We start from the raw sequence: 15,737 nt of genomic DNA on the forward strand, positions 1-15,737 counted from the left end.
GTCGCCACCCCGGCGTCCGGGGTCATGCACCCGACTGCTCATACCACCATTCTAATAGAACACATAACCTATTTCAAGAGAAACAAAGATAGAATTCAAGAACATTTATTCTAACAAACGAATTGGTGGCTCAGCCCGGCAGTTCGTGTACCTGGTTCATAAGATCGCCTGTATTTGGTCAGGACTTGCGTAGGAGCCTAGCCAACTGTCGAACGGAGACGTTGGGCATGTAGGCCTCGCCCACGGCACGCCCGATAGCCGGCAACGACAACGCATCCTCGTACATCATGTAGAGCGTGCGATGCCTGGGTTTGAACCGGCTTTTGAAGTGGGCCAGAGACGCAAAGCCGTACACAGGCTCCAGGGTCCGTGCCAACAAGCCCAGGATCCGCTCCATGGAGGAATCCTCCAAAGAGGCGAACGGGTGCAGCGGCTCTTGCTCGTGGGCTTGCGCGCCGGACTCCTCCGAAGCCTCTCCCCCGTCTCCTTCAACGTCAGGGTTTGTCGACAGTGGCGATCCCGACAATGAAATCGCGGCGACATGGTCCTTGAAGAAGAGAACCGCCTCGGCGATCAGGTATTCCATGACGCCGTTAAAGGCATCGGTGTTGCGGCGCATGAAATCCAGGGTCCAGCTGACCACTTCACCGTGGGAGTACACGGGCAACCAGCTGGTCACCCCGTGGATGCGCCCATTCTCCTCCACCGCCAAGCACAGCATGACCGCGTCGTCTTTAAGTTCGTTCACCCCGCCCAGGGTGAAGCCCATTTCCGGAAGGGCCCTCCCCGACACCCACTCCTCGGAGATTTCATGGATTTGGGTGCGCATTCCGGTGGGCAGCTCGGAGTAGCGCTTCCATAGCGGGGTGATCTTCAGCTTGGCTGCCTTGTTCATGGCAGTGCGGACGTTTTGCCAGTCCTTGCCCTTAAATTCCATGGATTGGATGTCAAGCAACGTCTCCGAAGCGACCGAAACACGTCTAAATCCCCGCTCGCGCAAGGGGGCCCAGAGTTCATCCGTCACCGAGTACAAACATGGCGTCAACGATTCCTGCGCACAGTGCTGAAGAAACTCATCTAGCGCGGCCTCATAGTGGTCCTTTTCGCCAATGGGGCCGCCCACTGTCACAGCAACACCAAAGTGTTCCTGGTAGGCAATGGCGACGGTTCCTGCGGCATTGAACCAGTAGTCGTTGTTGGCCCACTGGGTCATCCAGGACAACGAATCCCCGCCACGGCGGACCAGTACCGCGGCGCGTGCCTTGTCGCTACTGCCGGGAGCGCCTTCCAAGACACGCCGACTCAACACCAGTGCCAACACGCTCAGCAGGCTGGCCAGCCAAAACACCGCTCCGCCCACACTGAAAAGCAGAGTAGAAAAGAAGCCGTGCGGGTACACGGCCGCGCCATAGCTGAACGGGAATGGATAGGGCAGCAAAATCTTAGGCAGGCTCGCCACCAGGGCTAGGAGCCCGTATTCTCCGTTGGCGTTTCCCTCCGCCACCCAGGCCACGGCGTAGAGCACCACGAACGCGCCCAGTAGCAGCGGCAGCAAGACGAAGGCACGACGGCGCAAGGCCGGGTCGGGGTCAATGCGAAAGTGCCGCCGGAAGACGACAAGCAGGGCCGCGATCAGGAACGGCACCAACACCACCGGCAGTACCTCCCACAATGATGCGTCAAAGCTGATGATCCGGCGTCCGCGCTGCAACGGCATGCCGAATCCGGCGAAGACCTGCAGGTAGATGCCGCTAACCACCCCGATGACAAGGTGTAGGTAGACGGCGGTCCAAAGCGCGAATCGGTTCCCCCGGCGCAGTCCCTCGGCGCACACCAGCAACAACAGCAGCGGCATCAGTGCCAGTAGATGGCCGCCTGGCCCCAGCATGCCGGAGCCGTGGGTCAAGGTGTGGCAGCCCCGTTCCGCGGCGGTGCAACTGCCCTGTATCTGGGCCAGGGTGGGAACCGGGTTCACAATCAGGTTTCGCATCACCGCCAGCGGCCCCACAGGGGCGTGAACCAGAATCGTAATGAGCGGGCCCATCGCAAAAACCGCCACAACAATGGCAAGATTGGTCCGCACCTCGCGGCTGGTGGACCGCGCAATGATGGACACCCTTGGTGCGGGCAGCAGTGCCATGCCCATGACCAACCCCACCACCGCCCCCAGCAAGATCACCAGGTTTTGGGCGTGCCCCACGTAAAGCGAGAGCATCAATGCGGCAGCGATGGTCAACGCGCGCACCCGCCGTCGCCACATCATGCTGATCAAGCGGCTGGCGGCCATCAGCGTCCCCACAGCCGCGGCAAAGGGGCCCAGCAGGCTGGCCTGGCTCATGCCGGCGAGCCATTCCAGATGTACGGCCACACCGATCTCGACCGTCAAGGCAAAGAGGACGACGGCGACAACCTGGGTTGCGAAGAAGACAACGGCCGTGCGCCTCGTGCCCATGGTGGTTTCCGCCAATCCGAGCACACCCGCCAAGACCACAACTGCGGCAAGCAAGGCCCCTGGATTGGCGCTCAGAAACACGGTGGTAAAAATTGACCACCACTGCCCGTCCAGGAGGTCATGACTTTGAAAGCCCCAAGGATCGCTAGCGGCGGCATGTAGGTTCCCCAACGGCGAACCGGAGGCGAATCGCACAACGATGGTGCCAACGATGATGGCGAGAGTGAAGGGAACCCGGCGGACCCACGCCCCGGCAGCCAACGCCCGGGCCAGGGTGTCCCGGCGTCGGGGATCCCGGGGAAGGGCACCCGTAGGCGCCTGGTCAGCAGTGCTCATTAAAAGCCGAGCCTGCCCTCTAGAAAGCGCAACGCCGAGGGCAGCGCCGCGTTGGCAACAGCCCATGAGTGTCCGCCGGGGAATGACTCCCTGGAGCTTTCAATGCCTGCTTTGTGGGCTGCCCGCTCCAGAACCGTAATGTTCTCGCTGTACATGGAATCCGAACGCCCGGAGGCGAACAGTCCTTGCACGTCGGGGTATTTGTTCTTGGCCAGCAGTGTTAGCGGCAGGACCTCGTCGAACGCTGCTGTGTTCCCGTTAAAGGCCTTGTCGATGGTTACCTGCCGGCTGGCAGCCAGGGCAGGTTCCTGCTCGGGCGAAATGGCCACAAATGATTGGAAGATATCCGGATGCCGGGTCACCATTTGGAGCGCGCAGGTACCACCATAGGAGAACCCGCCCACGGCCCAATGTGCCGGGTTGGAATCCACGTCAAGATGAGAATTGATCCAGTTTGGGACGTCCTTGGCCATGTAGGTGTCAGCCTGGCCGAGCTCGGAATTCATGCACATCGTATTGGCTTGATCGCTTCCGTTGGGATCAGGAATGACCACAACCGGTGCGAGCCCGTCATGCTTGGCGGCAAAGAGGTCAAGATCGTATTTCAGATTTGTCGCCGACAGCCAGGACTCTGGCGACCCCGGCTGACCACTGACAAGGACCAGAACCGGCAGCAACGGACGGTCTGGCGAAAAATACGCAGGCGGCAGGTACACCACTGCGTTGCGTGCGTGGAAACCCGACAGTTTTCCGGCAATGTCAACGGAGCGAACCTCGCCCTGAGCGTCTGGCGCGCTGGAAACGGACCACCGGGAGGCCACAGACGATTTCATGAAACGCTGGGAAGTTTCTGCAGGTGCCGCATGCGGCACTCCCTGCGCAAGGACGGGAGGCCCCTGAACCAAGCTGCCCACTGTTGGGTACTGGCCGAAGTAGGCGTTAATTTGCAGGGCACCGACTGTCGCAACGATGGCCATGGCAGCGACGGCTGCGGTGGCACGCACCACCGAGGTGCGCAGGGTGCCCGCGCCCGAGCGACGATGCCGCATCAAACCGCCCACCGCCGTCGCGCACCCCAAGAACACGGCCCACACGATAATCCCGACGTACAACAAGACCGTGTTGGGCAGGTCCTCTGGCCACCAATACCAGAGATGGATGACGGCCCAGCCGCCGGCAAAACTCACAGCAGCCGCAAGGCCGGCGCAGACCAGCGCAAACAGCCACCACTTGACGCTGCGCCGGACCACGAGAAAGGCGAGGGCCACTCCACCAAGAATGACCGAGATGATGGGAAGTGGGCCGGAGAGCAGGCTCAGACCGTACACAAAATTCACTGCAACACCGCTACTTCTACTCCAATAATCCCGAACCTGGCGCCAACGTCTATGACTCTAGCTGGGAATTCGCATAGAAAGCTGGGAGTCAGCGCCACGTGCCAATGCCCACCACGGGGCCTGCTTCCAGCCAGGAAGATAGCCCGGCGTAGGCGCCAAACTTCATGGCCAGCAGGACTTGGGAGCCCTTGTACTCAAGCATGACAATGACGACGTCGGGCGGGACTCTTGTGAGTTCGGCTTCCGTGGGTGCGCGGCGGCCCACCATCACGATCGAACTGCGCACCATTTTCAGGCGCGGGAGGGGGCTTAACGAAAGAAGCCGGAACCATTCAAGGTCCGACTCCTGATAACGACAAACCCCCATCGCCCAGCGATTGTTCGCCAGGCAGATGGAGGCGTCCACGGTGCCCAGGGCGCGCCGCAATTGCATGCGGCGCACCCCGAACAGGCACAGTGTAATGATCACCAGCAGGAATGCTCCTGCCAGGACGATGAACGGCATACCGAGTTCGTTCATCAATTGATTGCTAGCGAATCCCTGCGTTTGCTGCGGTGCCGTCTTGGAGACGGGCACCATCAGCAACGATCACGACCCGGTTGCTGTCAACGGAGAAGAAGCCACCGTCAACGTCAACCGAGAAACGGCCGCCGTCCACGGGTGCGATCTCCAGCAAGCCCGGCGCCAAAACCGCGAGCAACGGAGCGTGACCGGGAAGAATGCCGATCTCGCCCTCGCTGGTAAACCCCTTCACAAGGGTCGCTGCGCCAGACCACACAGCGTGGTCGGCCGCTACGATTTCAACTTCGAGGTTAGCCATATTTACTTCGTCGATTCCTGGATCTCGGCCCACTGACGCTCAACATCGTCCATGCCACCGATGTTGAAGAACGCCTGCTCGGCAATGTGGTCCACGTCGCCGTCGCAGATCGCGGTGAAGCCTTCAATGGTGTCCGCAATGGAAACCGTGGAGCCTTCGACGCCGGTGAACTGCTTGGCAGTGTACGTGTTCTGCGAGAGGAACTGCTGGATGCGGCGAGCACGCGATACAACGATCTTGTCCTCTTCACCGAGCTCGTCGATACCGAGGATCGCGATGATGTCCTGGAGTTCCTTGTTCTTCTGCAGGATCTGCTTGACACGCACAGCGGTGTTGTAGTGTGCGTGACCAACATACTGCGGGTCAAGGATACGTGAGGTGGAAGTCAACGGATCGATGGCCGGGTACAGACCACGGGAAGCGATTTCACGGGAAAGTTCCGTGGTCGCATCCAAGTGGGCGAAGGTCGCGGCCGGGGCCGGGTCGGTGTAGTCATCAGCAGGCACGTAGACGGCCTGCATGGACGTGATCGAGTGACCCTTGGTCGAGGTGATGCGCTCCTGGAGCAGGCCCATCTCATCGGCGAGGTTCGGCTGGTAACCCACAGCTGAAGGCATACGCCCCAGCAGTGTGGAAACCTCGGAACCGGCCTGCGTGAAACGGAAGATGTTGTCAATGAAGAGCAACACATCCTGGTTCTGCACGTCACGGAAGTACTCAGCCATGGTCAGTGCCGAGAGGGCAACGCGCAAACGCGTTCCCGGCGGCTCATCCATCTGGCCGAAGACTAGCGCGGTGTCCTTGAGAACACCGGCTTCTTCCATTTCAACCCAAAGGTCGTTACCTTCACGGGTGCGCTCACCAACACCGGCGAATACCGAAGTACCACCGAAGTTACGGGCCACACGGGTGATCATTTCCTGGATCAAAACGGTCTTACCGACACCGGCACCACCGAACAGACCAATCTTTCCACCCTTGATGTACGGGGTGAGCAAGTCAATGGACTTGATACCGGTCTCGAGCATCTCCGTGGAGCCCTCGAGTGAGGCAAAAGCCGGGGGCTTGCGGTGGATGGGCCAGCGCTCGGAAATGTTCAGTTCCGATTCCTTCACGTCCAGGGGCTCGCCCAAAACGTTGAAGATGTGGCCCTTGACGCCGTCGCCCACGGGCACGGTGATGGGTGCTCCGAGGTCCCGCACGCTGGTACCGCGGACAAGGCCGTCGGTAGCCTGCAAGGAGATGGCGCGAATGAGGCCGTCTCCGAGGTGCTGGCTGGTTTCGAAGGTGATGGTTTTGGTCTCACCGTTGAGAGTGATCTCGGTGGCGAGGGCGTTGTAAATGGCGGGAATGCCGTCAGCCGGGAATTCGACGTCGACAACCGGGCCGATAACGCGCGCAATGCGGCCTGTGGCACCGGCCTTCGGAGCGGTTCCCTGCTCGTTAAGTTGGGCAGTCATCTCTCTCACTTCACTTGTGTGGATGGCATTGAATAAGTTTGGATGGGGCTGCTAAGAGGCGTTGAGCGCATCAGCGCCCGCAACAATCTCGGAGAGCTCCTGCGTAATTTCGGCCTGCCGGGCGTTGTTACGAAGTCGCGTGTACTTCTTGATCAGATCGCTTGCGTTGTCGCCTGCAGTCTTCATGGCCCGCTGGCGTGCAGCGAGCTCGGAAGCTGCCGCCTGCAACAGTGCGGAGAAGATGCGTGATTCGATGTACCGCGGCAACAAAGCGTCCAGGACGTCTGCGGGCTCCGGTTCAAACTCGTACAGCGGCAACAGATCGGATGAGGACTCTACTTCTTCCTCAACAACTTCAAGCGGTAGCAGACGAATGACTGTCGGCTCCTGAACAACCATTGACTTGAACTGGGTGTAGACGACGTGGATCTCATCCACGCCACCCTCTTCAAAGTCTGTTGCGAAGTCCTGCAGCAGGGCCTCGCGAAGTTCACGTGCAGTTTCAAATTCCGGGGCGTCAGTTCCACCGGTCCATACCTTGGCGTATTCGCGGCCACGGAAGTCAAAGTATGCCTGAGCCTTGCGGCCGACCAGGTAGGTCGTGACGTCTTTGCCTTCTTCGTGCAGCAACTCGATAAGGTGCTCTGCCTGCTTCAAAACGCTGGCGGAGTAGGAACCGGCAAGACCACGGTCTGAAGTCATTACCAATACCGCAGCCCGGCGGATCTGTGCGGGCTCGGTGGTCAGCGGGTGGTCGACCTCGGACTGGGACGCAACGGCAGAAACGGCACGGGTGATCGCATTGGAGTACGGCAATGACGCCGTGACACGTACACGTGCCTTTCCAATGCGGGACGCAGCGATAAGTTCCATCGCCTTGAAGATCTTTTGCATCGACGTGGTCGATGAGATCTTCTGGCGGTAAACCCGTATCTGGGCTCCCATGTTTGTCCTTTCCTTGTCCTTTACTTAGCTTGCCGGTCCTCACGGACCGACAAGCTAAGTGGGGGATGGTGTCAGCGTTTCTGCTTGACGATCTTTTCCTGGTCGACGTCCTCGGCAGCAAGTGCACCGAACTCTTCGTGGCCGGCGCCAACCAAGTGGTCGTCGCCCTCCGCGAAGAAGCCCTTCTTGAAGTCGACAATGTTGGACTTGAGCGCGTCAACCGTCGAGGGCTCGAGCAGGTTGGTTTCAGCCAACGTGGTCAAGATCGACGTGCGATGACGCAGGTGGTCAAGGAACTCGGTCTCGAAGCGCAATACGTCTTCAACCGGGACGTTGTCCAGGTAGCCGTTGGTGCCCATCCAGATTGAAACAACCTGGTTTTCGACCGGGAACGGAGCGTACTGACCCTGCTTGAGCAGTTCCATCAAGCGCGCACCACGTGTCAGCTGCTGCTTGGTAGCAGCATCCAGGTCGGAGGCGAACATGGCGAATGCCTGCATGTCACGGTACTGAGCCAGTTCCAGCTTCAAAGTACCGGCAACCTTCTTCATAGCCTTGACCTGTGCTGCACCACCAACGCGGGAGACAGAGACACCCACATCCACGGCGGGACGCTGGTTGGCGTTGAAGAGGTCCGACTGCAAGAAGATCTGGCCGTCAGTGATGGAAATGACGTTGGTCGGGATGTAGGCCGAGACGTCGTTTGCCTTGGTTTCGATGATCGGCAGACCAGTCATCGAGCCTGCACCGAGCGCATCAGAGAGCTTGGCACAACGTTCGAGCAGACGGGAGTGCAAGTAGAACACGTCACCCGGGTATGCCTCGCGGCCCGGCGGGCGACGCAGCAACAGTGAAACGGCGCGGTAGGCTTCAGCCTGCTTGGACAGGTCGTCAAACACGATCAAAACGTGCTTGCCGGCGTACATCCAGTGCTGGCCAATGGCCGAACCGGCGTACGGTGCCAAGTACTTGAAACCGGCCGGGTCAGATGCCGGGGAGGCCACAATGGTGGTGTACTCCAAGGCACCGTGATCCGCAAAGGTCTGGCGAACGGCGGCAATGGTTGATGCCTTCTGGCCGATTGCTACGTAAACGCAGCGAACCTGCTTCTTGACATCGTTGGAGGCCCAGTTGGCCTTCTGGTTGATGATGGCGTCAACGGCCAGGGCCGTCTTACCCGTCTGGCGGTCACCGATGATCAGCTGGCGCTGGCCACGGCCGATCGGGATCATTGCGTCAATGGCCTTCATACCGGTCTGCAGCGGTTCGTGAACCGACTTGCGCTCGGTAACGCCAGGTGCCTGAAGTTCGAGGGCGCGGCGGCCTTCGGACTCAATTTCACCCAGGTCATCGATCGGCTGGCCCAGGGGGTCAACGACGCGGCCAAGGAATTTGTCGCCCACCGGCACGGAGAGGATCTCCCCGGTGCGGTGAACTTGCTGGCCTTCGGCGATGCCGGCGAAGTCGCCAAGGACGACCACACCAATCTCGCGAGTGTCCAAGTTCTGGGCGAGGCCCAGTGTGCCGTCTTCGAAACGAAGCAGCTCGTTGGCCATGACAGAGGGAAGTCCCTCTACCTTGGCAATGCCGTCACTTGCCGTGGTGACGCGGCCAACCTCGACGCGCTCTGCGTTGCCCGGTTCATAGGACGCTGCGAACTCATTCAAGGCATTGCGGACGTCGTCGGCATTGATGGTCAAGTCGGCCATCTGCAGTCCCTGCTCTCCTAAGTTGTGGTCGCCGTCTAAAAGAAAAGAGACGGCAACCGAAATGTTTGATTCAGTCTGTTGTGGACTGGCTGTTGCGGAAACGGATGTTTCCTAGACTGCCAACCGGCGGCGAAGCTCGGCCAAACGGGTGGCTGCGGTTGCGTCAACAACCTCATCCCCCACTTCAACCTTGATTCCGCCGACTAATGTCGGGTCGATATTGACGTTGATCTTCAATTGGCGACCATAGAGATTGTTCAAGCCGGCCTGCAGGCGGGTGAATTGTTCTGCGCTCAGGTCACGGGTGACACTGACGGAGGCAATCCAGCGCTGCTGGCGTTTGGCAACCAATTCCACGAAACGTTGCACCAGTGCCGTGGGCTTCAGTCCCCGGGGGGACACTACGGCCTGGCGGATCAACAGCGCAGATACGGCGCTGGCGTTCGGAACAACCTTCAGTGCCAGGGCACTCTTGGCGGCGTCCGTTGCCTGCGCATCATCAAGTGCACGCTGCAGATCATGACTGGACCCAACAACGCGGATAAACGTGAAGAGTTCTTCTTCAAGCTTGTCCAGGTTGGCAGAGCCGTCACCCTGACCTTCAGCAACTGCTATCGCCGATGTTGCAGCCAAGACTTCCAATGCATCGCCAATGTCACGTGCCGAGCTCCAGCGGGAGGCAACCAGTCCGGCGAAAGCAGATTCTGCTTCCGGGCTGACCTTGCCACCGATGAGAGTAGAGACCAGGGCGGCCTTTTCACCGCTCTCACGAGCCGGATCAGTCAAGGCGCGACGCAGTCCTGCGTTGCTGTCAAGGAGTCCCAGGATTCCAAAGAGATCCTGGGCCAATGTGATTGACGCCGTGGCAAGCTTGGGTTCCAACGACGCAAGTGCCGCTGCCAATGACGTGCTCGATACACCTGCCATTACTTCGATACACCCGCGTTCTGCTGGTTTTCCAGATCGGCCAGGAAACGCTCAACCACGCGGTTGGAACGTGCATCATCCTCGAGGGCTTCGCCCACGATTTTGCCTGCCAGTGACGTTGCCAGTGTGCCAACCTCGGTGCGGAGGGAGTTCACTGCGGCAACGCGCTCGGATTCAATCTGAACCTGGGCCTGAGCGGTGATGCGGGCAGATTCCTCTGCCGCCTTCGCCTTCAGGTCTTCCAGAATTTGGGCACCTTCTTCACGTGCCGTTTCGCGAATGCTGTTGGCCTCGGTACGAGCTTCCATCAGCTGCGCCTTGTACTGCTCCAAGAGTGCGTTGGCTTCAGCCTGGGCTTCTTCCGCCTTCTCGATCCCTCCCTCGATTGCTTCTACACGGTCCGTGTATGACTTCTCAAAGGCGGGTGCGATGAACTTCTTCACCACAAAGAGCAGGACAGCGAAAGCCACCGCGGTGACAAGAACTTCCCACCAGTTTGGCAGGAGCGGGTTAGCACCCTCACTAGCAGCGAGGATTACTTCTGCGGTAATCATTTCTCACTAATCCTTAATCTGATATTTGTCCGTGGACAACGGATCCTTATAACAGGATTCGAAAGTCGTTTGGACTAGACACCAACGACGAAGGCGAAGACCAAGCCAAGGATGGCCAGTGCTTCTGCAAGGGCGAAGCCAAGCAAAGCGATGGGCTGCAGGATGCGCTGTGCTTCCGGCTGGCGAGCTACACCGTTGATGTAGGCGGCGAAGATCATGCCTACGCCGATAGCCGAACCGATAGCTGCCAGGCCGTAGCCAATCATGTTGAGCGAGCCGTGGAGTTCCATTTCGTTCCTTTCAAGATACCGGCATTGTGCCGGCAGGTTGTGAGGTGATTCTTTATTCGAGGAAAACTTTTTGGTATTGCTGGTGAAAAATTAGTGAGCGTCAGCTTCCAGGCTGCCCTGGATGTAGATCGCTGTCAGCAGGGTGAAAACAAACGCCTGCAAAACCATGATCAACAGTTCCAGTCCGTACATGGCGACCGAACCGGCAATCACTGCCACGCCTGTGGCGTTGAGCAAGATGTTGTCCTGTTGGGTGATCAAGTACGCGGCACCACTGCCTGCCAGGACCACAATCATGTGGCCGGCCAGCATCGTCGCCATCAGACGCAAGGAGTGCGTCAGGGGTCGGACGATGAAGTTGGAGATGATTTCCAGCGGCACCAGCAGCGGCAGGATCCAGCCGGGGACACCGGTGGGAACAACTGCCAGCTTGAAGTAGCGGATCCCGTGCTTCTGCACGCCGACGCCGATCCACGTGAAGTAGATGATCGCGGCAAGCGCATAAGCGCTGCCTGCGTGGGAGAAGGAAGGGATCTGCAAGAACGGGATCGCTCCGAAGAGGTTGTTCAGCAACACAAACGTGAACACCGAGAACAGCAGCGGGATCCACGGGCGGAAGTTCTTCTCACCCATGATGTCGCGGCCAACAGTGTTGCGGGCGAAGCTGTAAACGCCTTCGGCAAAGAACTGGACTCGACCCGGAACCAATTTAGGCTTTCGGATCGCGACCTTAAAGAACCAAGCGATCAATACCACTGACAAGATGACCAGTAGCATCTGCTTGCCGAACCCAGTGCCATATTCGGCCATCCACGGGAGGATATCTGGGACGTGGGTGTCACTAATTGTGGGTGGGATGAAGCCACCGTCATTCGAGGCCATCGGAAGCGCAAACGCGGTCAACGCGCTGTCCTCTCTGCAGTTTCGGTCAAAGGGCAAGTGTGGTGGCCCATCAAGAGATGGTCAGCACCGTGAAAAAGTCTGATGGTGGCTTTCATTACTTCCGGCCCTCATCCTGGCTGCCGTGCCGTTGATGATGCCGGGCTAGAAAATAGCCGCACACCGCCCCAATCGGAGCAGCAGCAAAAACAATCCAGCCAGTATGCAATAGAAAGTTCAGTCCCCACCCTATCAAACACCAGAGCAGAATTCCGCCAATAATGTAGGTATAGTCCAGCTTTCCGGCATTCGAATTGCGCGGCATGACAACGTGGTCAGGCTGCGGGTTCGGTTCATTCTCATCGGCCATTGGGAGTGTCCTTTGAGTCATCCGGTGCGGAGGTGGTTCCCGATACATCCTCATTGAACACAAGGAACCGTTGCTTGCTAAAGACAATCACCTCGGTGGCCTGCCACAGCAAAACACTGGCGACGGCGGCCCCGGCGAACCAAGGCTTGTTCAACCAGGTGGGCGTGCCGAGCGCAAAAAGCACTGCAGCGAAACCCACGACTTTAACAAAATAGGTCATCACAAAGACGCCCATGACAGCCGTTGGCATCCTCTTGCTGAAGATGTGGCCCACCAGCAGACTCAGGCCAAAGAAGGCCATCACCAGCAGGGAGCCAAACAACACGCTGAGCACTCCATGCGTATCAGTAAAAATGAGTGCCAAAACAACCATGACAACGAGGCCCGGAACACCTACGAGTAAACATTTCGTTAGGATGTTCCAGCTGGGGCTCGCAGAGGGACCCGAGGCCGTAATTGCGCCTCGTGCAGCACCGTTTTGGGCGCCTTTGTCCTTCATGGGAACTCCATCGGTCAGGTAGTTTTGCCCGCAATAGCGGGAGATGGCGAACGAAAATTGTCACCGGAACAAATTCTACATGAGATAGAACTGGAATCCGACTTGAGGACAGCTATGGCTCTAGCTGGAAACATTTTTGCCAGCCCTGCTCCGCAGTAGGCGCTGAAACCATGTGGGGGTCCTCAAATAGGCCAGAACCACCAGTACACAGGCGGCAGTGGCGAGGATCTGTACCGGGCGTTCACCCTGTGCCGCGACTATGCCCAGGATGCTGACCAGGACCGTAGCAAGGCACACTACGCCCGTGGCCTGCAGGTGGCTGAGTCCCACAATGTTCAGGCGCTGGTAGACGTGCTGGCGGTGTGAGGCATACCACCGCTCTCCGGCGAGGAGCCGGCGCAGGAACGTCACAAAGGTGTCCACCAAATAGACCAGCACGGGGGAAAAAATGTATTCCACCGGAACTTTGGCCAGGAACGCCGCCATGGCCGTAACGGCAATTGCGGCACCCAAAAGGTAGCTGCCCACATCACCGAGGAAGACCTTGTTCTTGCCCAGGTTCCAGGGCAGGAACCCGGCAAATGCGCAGGCGATCGCAACGCCGGCATAGACCAACCACTGCAGGTCTGTCAGGACCCCGGCAAAAGCATAGAAACCGCCCACCAGGAGGCCGTGGGTGCCGGAAATGCCGTTGATGCCGTCCATGAAGTTGGTGACGTTGATGTAGGCGGCAACGGCTATGGCGCCGGCCGGAATCCACCACAACTGCTGGGCGCCCGGGTCAATGATGGCCACGGCCGCCGTGGCCAGCGCTCCCACGCCCAGCTGGAGTGAAGCCCTGACCTTGATGCCCAGGCCGCGCACGTCCTCGACCCAGCCAATGGCCGCGGCACAGAGCGCCACCAGCAAAATGACAATGAGAGTGGCCCGCGCCCGCTCGGGGTCAACATTGCCCTGAGGGGCGAAGACTGCCACAAGGAGAGCGGCCACCAGCGCTACTGCCGTCGTAATTCCCATGCCCCGAATGGTGGGGCTCTGGTGCGAGGACCTGGCGTTGGGAACATCGAACATCCCGGCCTTGAAAAGCAAAGGACGGACTATCAACGGCAGCAACAACGCCAGTGCCAGCGCAGTTCCAGCTACTAAAATCCCGGCTCCCGTAGTCATCATGCCCCCGCCGCCACGTCGCCGTCGGACTCGTCAATGCTGGGTGCATCATCGCCCGCCTCATCCTGGCAGCGCTGCAGCCACAGCTCCAAGCTGAGCTCGGAGGGGGCCAGCGGGCGGGCGTGGGTGTGCGAAATCTTGATGTGACCGTCTGGATCTTTGACCTCGTCGTCGCCCGTCAACTGCTCATGCAGCTTCTCCGACGGGCGCAGGCCGGTGATCTCGATCTTGATGTCCTTCCCGGACATGGCAATCATGCGCTCGGCCACGTCCATGATGCGAACGGGCTCCCCCATGTCAAGGATCAGCACATCCCCGCCGTGGCCGATGGCCCCGGCCTGGATAACCAGCTGGCAGGCCTCGGGGATGGTCATGAAGAAGCGTGTGACATCCGGGTGCGTCACGGTGACAGGACCGCCCTTGTTGATCTGCTCGGTGAACAGGGGCAGCATGGAGCCGCGGCTGCCAATGACATTGCCGAACCGTACCGAAACATAACGTTTGCCCGTTTCGCTGGCCATCCACGAGGTGAGTTTCTCGGCGGCCCGCTTGGAATGGCCAAGCGCCGTGGTGGGGCTTGCTGCCTTGTCGGTCGAGACATTGACAAAGGTCTCCACGCCCACGCTGCGTGCGGCGGTGAGCACATTCAAGGTGCCCAGGACGTTGGTTTTCCACCCCTCCTTGGGGTACATCTGCAGTAGCGGCGCGTGTTTGAGCGCAGCCGCATGGAAAACAACCTCGGGCCGGCGCTTGGCGAAGATCTCGTTCAGGGACTGCTCATCCCGGATGTCGGCCAGCACAATGTTCTCATCCTGCAACAGCCCGTGCCCCACAATGGACAGCTGGGTGTGCTGCAGGCCGGATTCATCCCTGTCAAGCATGATCAATTCTGCGGGACCAAAACCGTTTAGCTGCCGGCAAAGCTCCGATCCAATGGAACCGCCGGCGCCGGTGACAAGAACGCGCTTGCCCCGGATGTAACCGGCAATCTGTTCCACCTCAATGTCCACAGGGCTACGGCCAATCAGGTCTTGGACATCGATCTCGCGGAAGTCGGTCAGACCTCCCTTGCTGTCCCGGTTGGTGTTGGTGGTGAGCATCTCCTGCAGGGGCGGCAGCACCAACACCTTTACGCCCAGGCCCGAAACACTGTCGGAGATTTCCCGGATCCTTTTAGCATCCAGGTGCCCCATGGCCAAGACCACCACGGTGGATTTGGTGCGCTTGATGAGTTCGGCAAGCTCGCTACCCTGCCCCAGCACGCCCACGGAGCTCAGGCGCAGGTGCTTCTTGGTGGGGTCGTCGTCGACCAGGCCCACGGGAACGTACGGCGACTCCGGGTCCTGGACCATACGGGTCACCAGCGAGTTGCCCAGGAAACCGGCACCATAAATCAGGGTCTTTTGGGCTTCCTCACCAAAAGTGGGCTTGCCCTCAACGTAGAGCCGCTTGGCATAGCGCACCGCCGCCATCAAAAGTGCGGCAAACGGGAACGCGATGACGCTGATAGAGCGAGCAATGCCAAGCTCGCCAATGGTCAAGAACAAGAAGACACTTGTCACGGCTGCGACGATCAACGTCACGGCAACTAGCGCCCGGGCTTCGTGGATGCTGCCAAAGGTGTACCTGCCGCGGTACAAGGAAAGCGACCAGCCTGCGATGAGCTGGGTGGCAATGGCCACAGCGATGAGTGCCACCATGCCGGGGAAGTTGATGAGATGAACATCGAGCTCATACCGCAATAACGCGGCCAGCAACAGAGCGAAAGCCCATGCCAGTGAGTCCAAGATTGCCTGGGACCACAGCCACAAACGCGGTTTGCGTTCACCGTCTGTGGAAGTGCCTCTGGGTGCTGGCTTGCTCGAGATGTTCAACGTGATTCGTATTTCCGTTTTCTGCCCGGTCTTGCGGCGCGCGGTTTGCGGTCATCTGCCTCGACAGCCCACTGCAAGCAGGCTGTACTAAAGTGGAAGCTATTAATGAATAGTAAT

General features: G+C 59.3%; 15 protein-coding genes. All 15 read right to left on the bottom strand.

The window, feature by feature from the left end:
• Positions 1–178 precede the first annotated feature (178 nt).
• The 15 genes from CXQ94_RS20265 to CXQ94_RS20335 all read right to left on the bottom strand — a co-directional run bounded on the left by CXQ94_RS20265 (position 179) and on the right by CXQ94_RS20335 (position 15,533).
• Positions 179–2,788 carry a rhomboid family intramembrane serine protease gene (locus tag CXQ94_RS20265; protein ID WP_104092410.1) on the bottom strand — a complete coding sequence of 870 codons (2,610 nt, stop codon included), beginning with the start codon at positions 2,786–2,788 and terminating at the stop codon, positions 179–181.
• A complete protein-coding gene (locus CXQ94_RS20270) occupies positions 2,788–4,125 on the bottom strand; it encodes an alpha/beta hydrolase family protein (protein WP_104092411.1) in 1,338 nt (445 codons plus the stop codon). The genes CXQ94_RS20265 and CXQ94_RS20270 overlap by 1 nt, the downstream gene beginning before the upstream one ends.
• A gap of 88 nt (positions 4,126–4,213) precedes the next feature.
• Positions 4,214–4,645 carry a DUF2550 domain-containing protein gene (locus tag CXQ94_RS20275; protein WP_104092412.1) on the bottom strand — a complete coding sequence of 144 codons (432 nt, stop codon included), beginning with the start codon at positions 4,643–4,645 and terminating at the stop codon, positions 4,214–4,216.
• Between the two features lie 10 nt (positions 4,646–4,655).
• Positions 4,656–4,946 carry a F0F1 ATP synthase subunit epsilon gene (locus CXQ94_RS20280; RefSeq protein WP_104092413.1) on the bottom strand — a complete coding sequence of 97 codons (291 nt, stop codon included), beginning with the start codon at positions 4,944–4,946 and terminating at the stop codon, positions 4,656–4,658.
• A 2-nt stretch (positions 4,947–4,948) separates the two neighbouring features.
• Complete coding sequence (gene atpD, locus CXQ94_RS20285; protein ID WP_104092414.1) at positions 4,949–6,406, bottom strand: F0F1 ATP synthase subunit beta; 1,458 nt, start codon at positions 6,404–6,406, stop codon at positions 4,949–4,951.
• A gap of 51 nt (positions 6,407–6,457) precedes the next feature.
• Positions 6,458–7,351 carry a F0F1 ATP synthase subunit gamma gene (locus CXQ94_RS20290; RefSeq protein ID WP_104092415.1) on the bottom strand — a complete coding sequence of 298 codons (894 nt, stop codon included), beginning with the start codon at positions 7,349–7,351 and terminating at the stop codon, positions 6,458–6,460.
• 71 nt (positions 7,352–7,422) lie between these two features.
• Complete coding sequence (gene atpA, locus CXQ94_RS20295) at positions 7,423–9,060, bottom strand: F0F1 ATP synthase subunit alpha (RefSeq protein ID WP_104092416.1); 1,638 nt, start codon at positions 9,058–9,060, stop codon at positions 7,423–7,425.
• Positions 9,061–9,171: 111 nt separating this feature from the next.
• The gene (locus CXQ94_RS20300) at positions 9,172–9,987 is read right to left on the bottom strand and encodes a F0F1 ATP synthase subunit delta (protein ID WP_104092417.1); all 816 of its coding nucleotides are present in this window, start codon (positions 9,985–9,987) and stop codon (positions 9,172–9,174) included.
• Positions 9,987–10,541, bottom strand: coding sequence for a F0F1 ATP synthase subunit B (locus CXQ94_RS20305; protein WP_181034324.1), 555 nt, complete (start codon positions 10,539–10,541; stop codon positions 9,987–9,989). Before CXQ94_RS20305 ends, CXQ94_RS20300 begins: the two co-directional genes overlap by 1 nt.
• 74 nt (positions 10,542–10,615) lie before the next feature.
• The gene (locus tag CXQ94_RS20310; RefSeq protein ID WP_038463392.1) at positions 10,616–10,831 is read right to left on the bottom strand and encodes an ATP synthase F0 subunit C; all 216 of its coding nucleotides are present in this window, start codon (positions 10,829–10,831) and stop codon (positions 10,616–10,618) included.
• Positions 10,832–10,921: 90 nt separating this feature from the next.
• Positions 10,922–11,734 (bottom strand): F0F1 ATP synthase subunit A, encoded by an 813-nt coding sequence (gene atpB, locus CXQ94_RS20315; RefSeq protein ID WP_258067276.1) that lies wholly within the window; start codon positions 11,732–11,734, stop codon positions 10,922–10,924.
• Positions 11,735–11,828: 94 nt separating this feature from the next.
• Positions 11,829–12,080 (bottom strand): hypothetical protein, encoded by a 252-nt coding sequence (locus CXQ94_RS20320; RefSeq protein ID WP_104092418.1) that lies wholly within the window; start codon positions 12,078–12,080, stop codon positions 11,829–11,831.
• Positions 12,070–12,579: a hypothetical protein gene (locus CXQ94_RS20325; RefSeq protein ID WP_104092419.1), complete on the bottom strand. Its 510-nt coding sequence runs from the start codon at positions 12,577–12,579 to the stop codon at positions 12,070–12,072. The genes CXQ94_RS20320 and CXQ94_RS20325 overlap by 11 nt, the downstream gene beginning before the upstream one ends.
• Positions 12,580–12,699: 120 nt before the next feature.
• Positions 12,700–13,749, bottom strand: coding sequence for a glycosyltransferase family 4 protein (locus CXQ94_RS20330; protein ID WP_258067277.1), 1,050 nt, complete (start codon positions 13,747–13,749; stop codon positions 12,700–12,702).
• Positions 13,746–15,533 carry a nucleoside-diphosphate sugar epimerase/dehydratase gene (locus tag CXQ94_RS20335; RefSeq protein ID WP_306418922.1) on the bottom strand — a complete coding sequence of 596 codons (1,788 nt, stop codon included), beginning with the start codon at positions 15,531–15,533 and terminating at the stop codon, positions 13,746–13,748. Before CXQ94_RS20335 ends, CXQ94_RS20330 begins: the two co-directional genes overlap by 4 nt.
• Positions 15,534–15,737: the final 204 nt, after the last annotated feature.

Origin of the sequence: Arthrobacter sp. GMC3, assembly GCF_002929305.1 — a bacterium.
Taxonomy (GTDB): domain Bacteria; phylum Actinomycetota; class Actinomycetes; order Actinomycetales; family Micrococcaceae; genus Specibacter.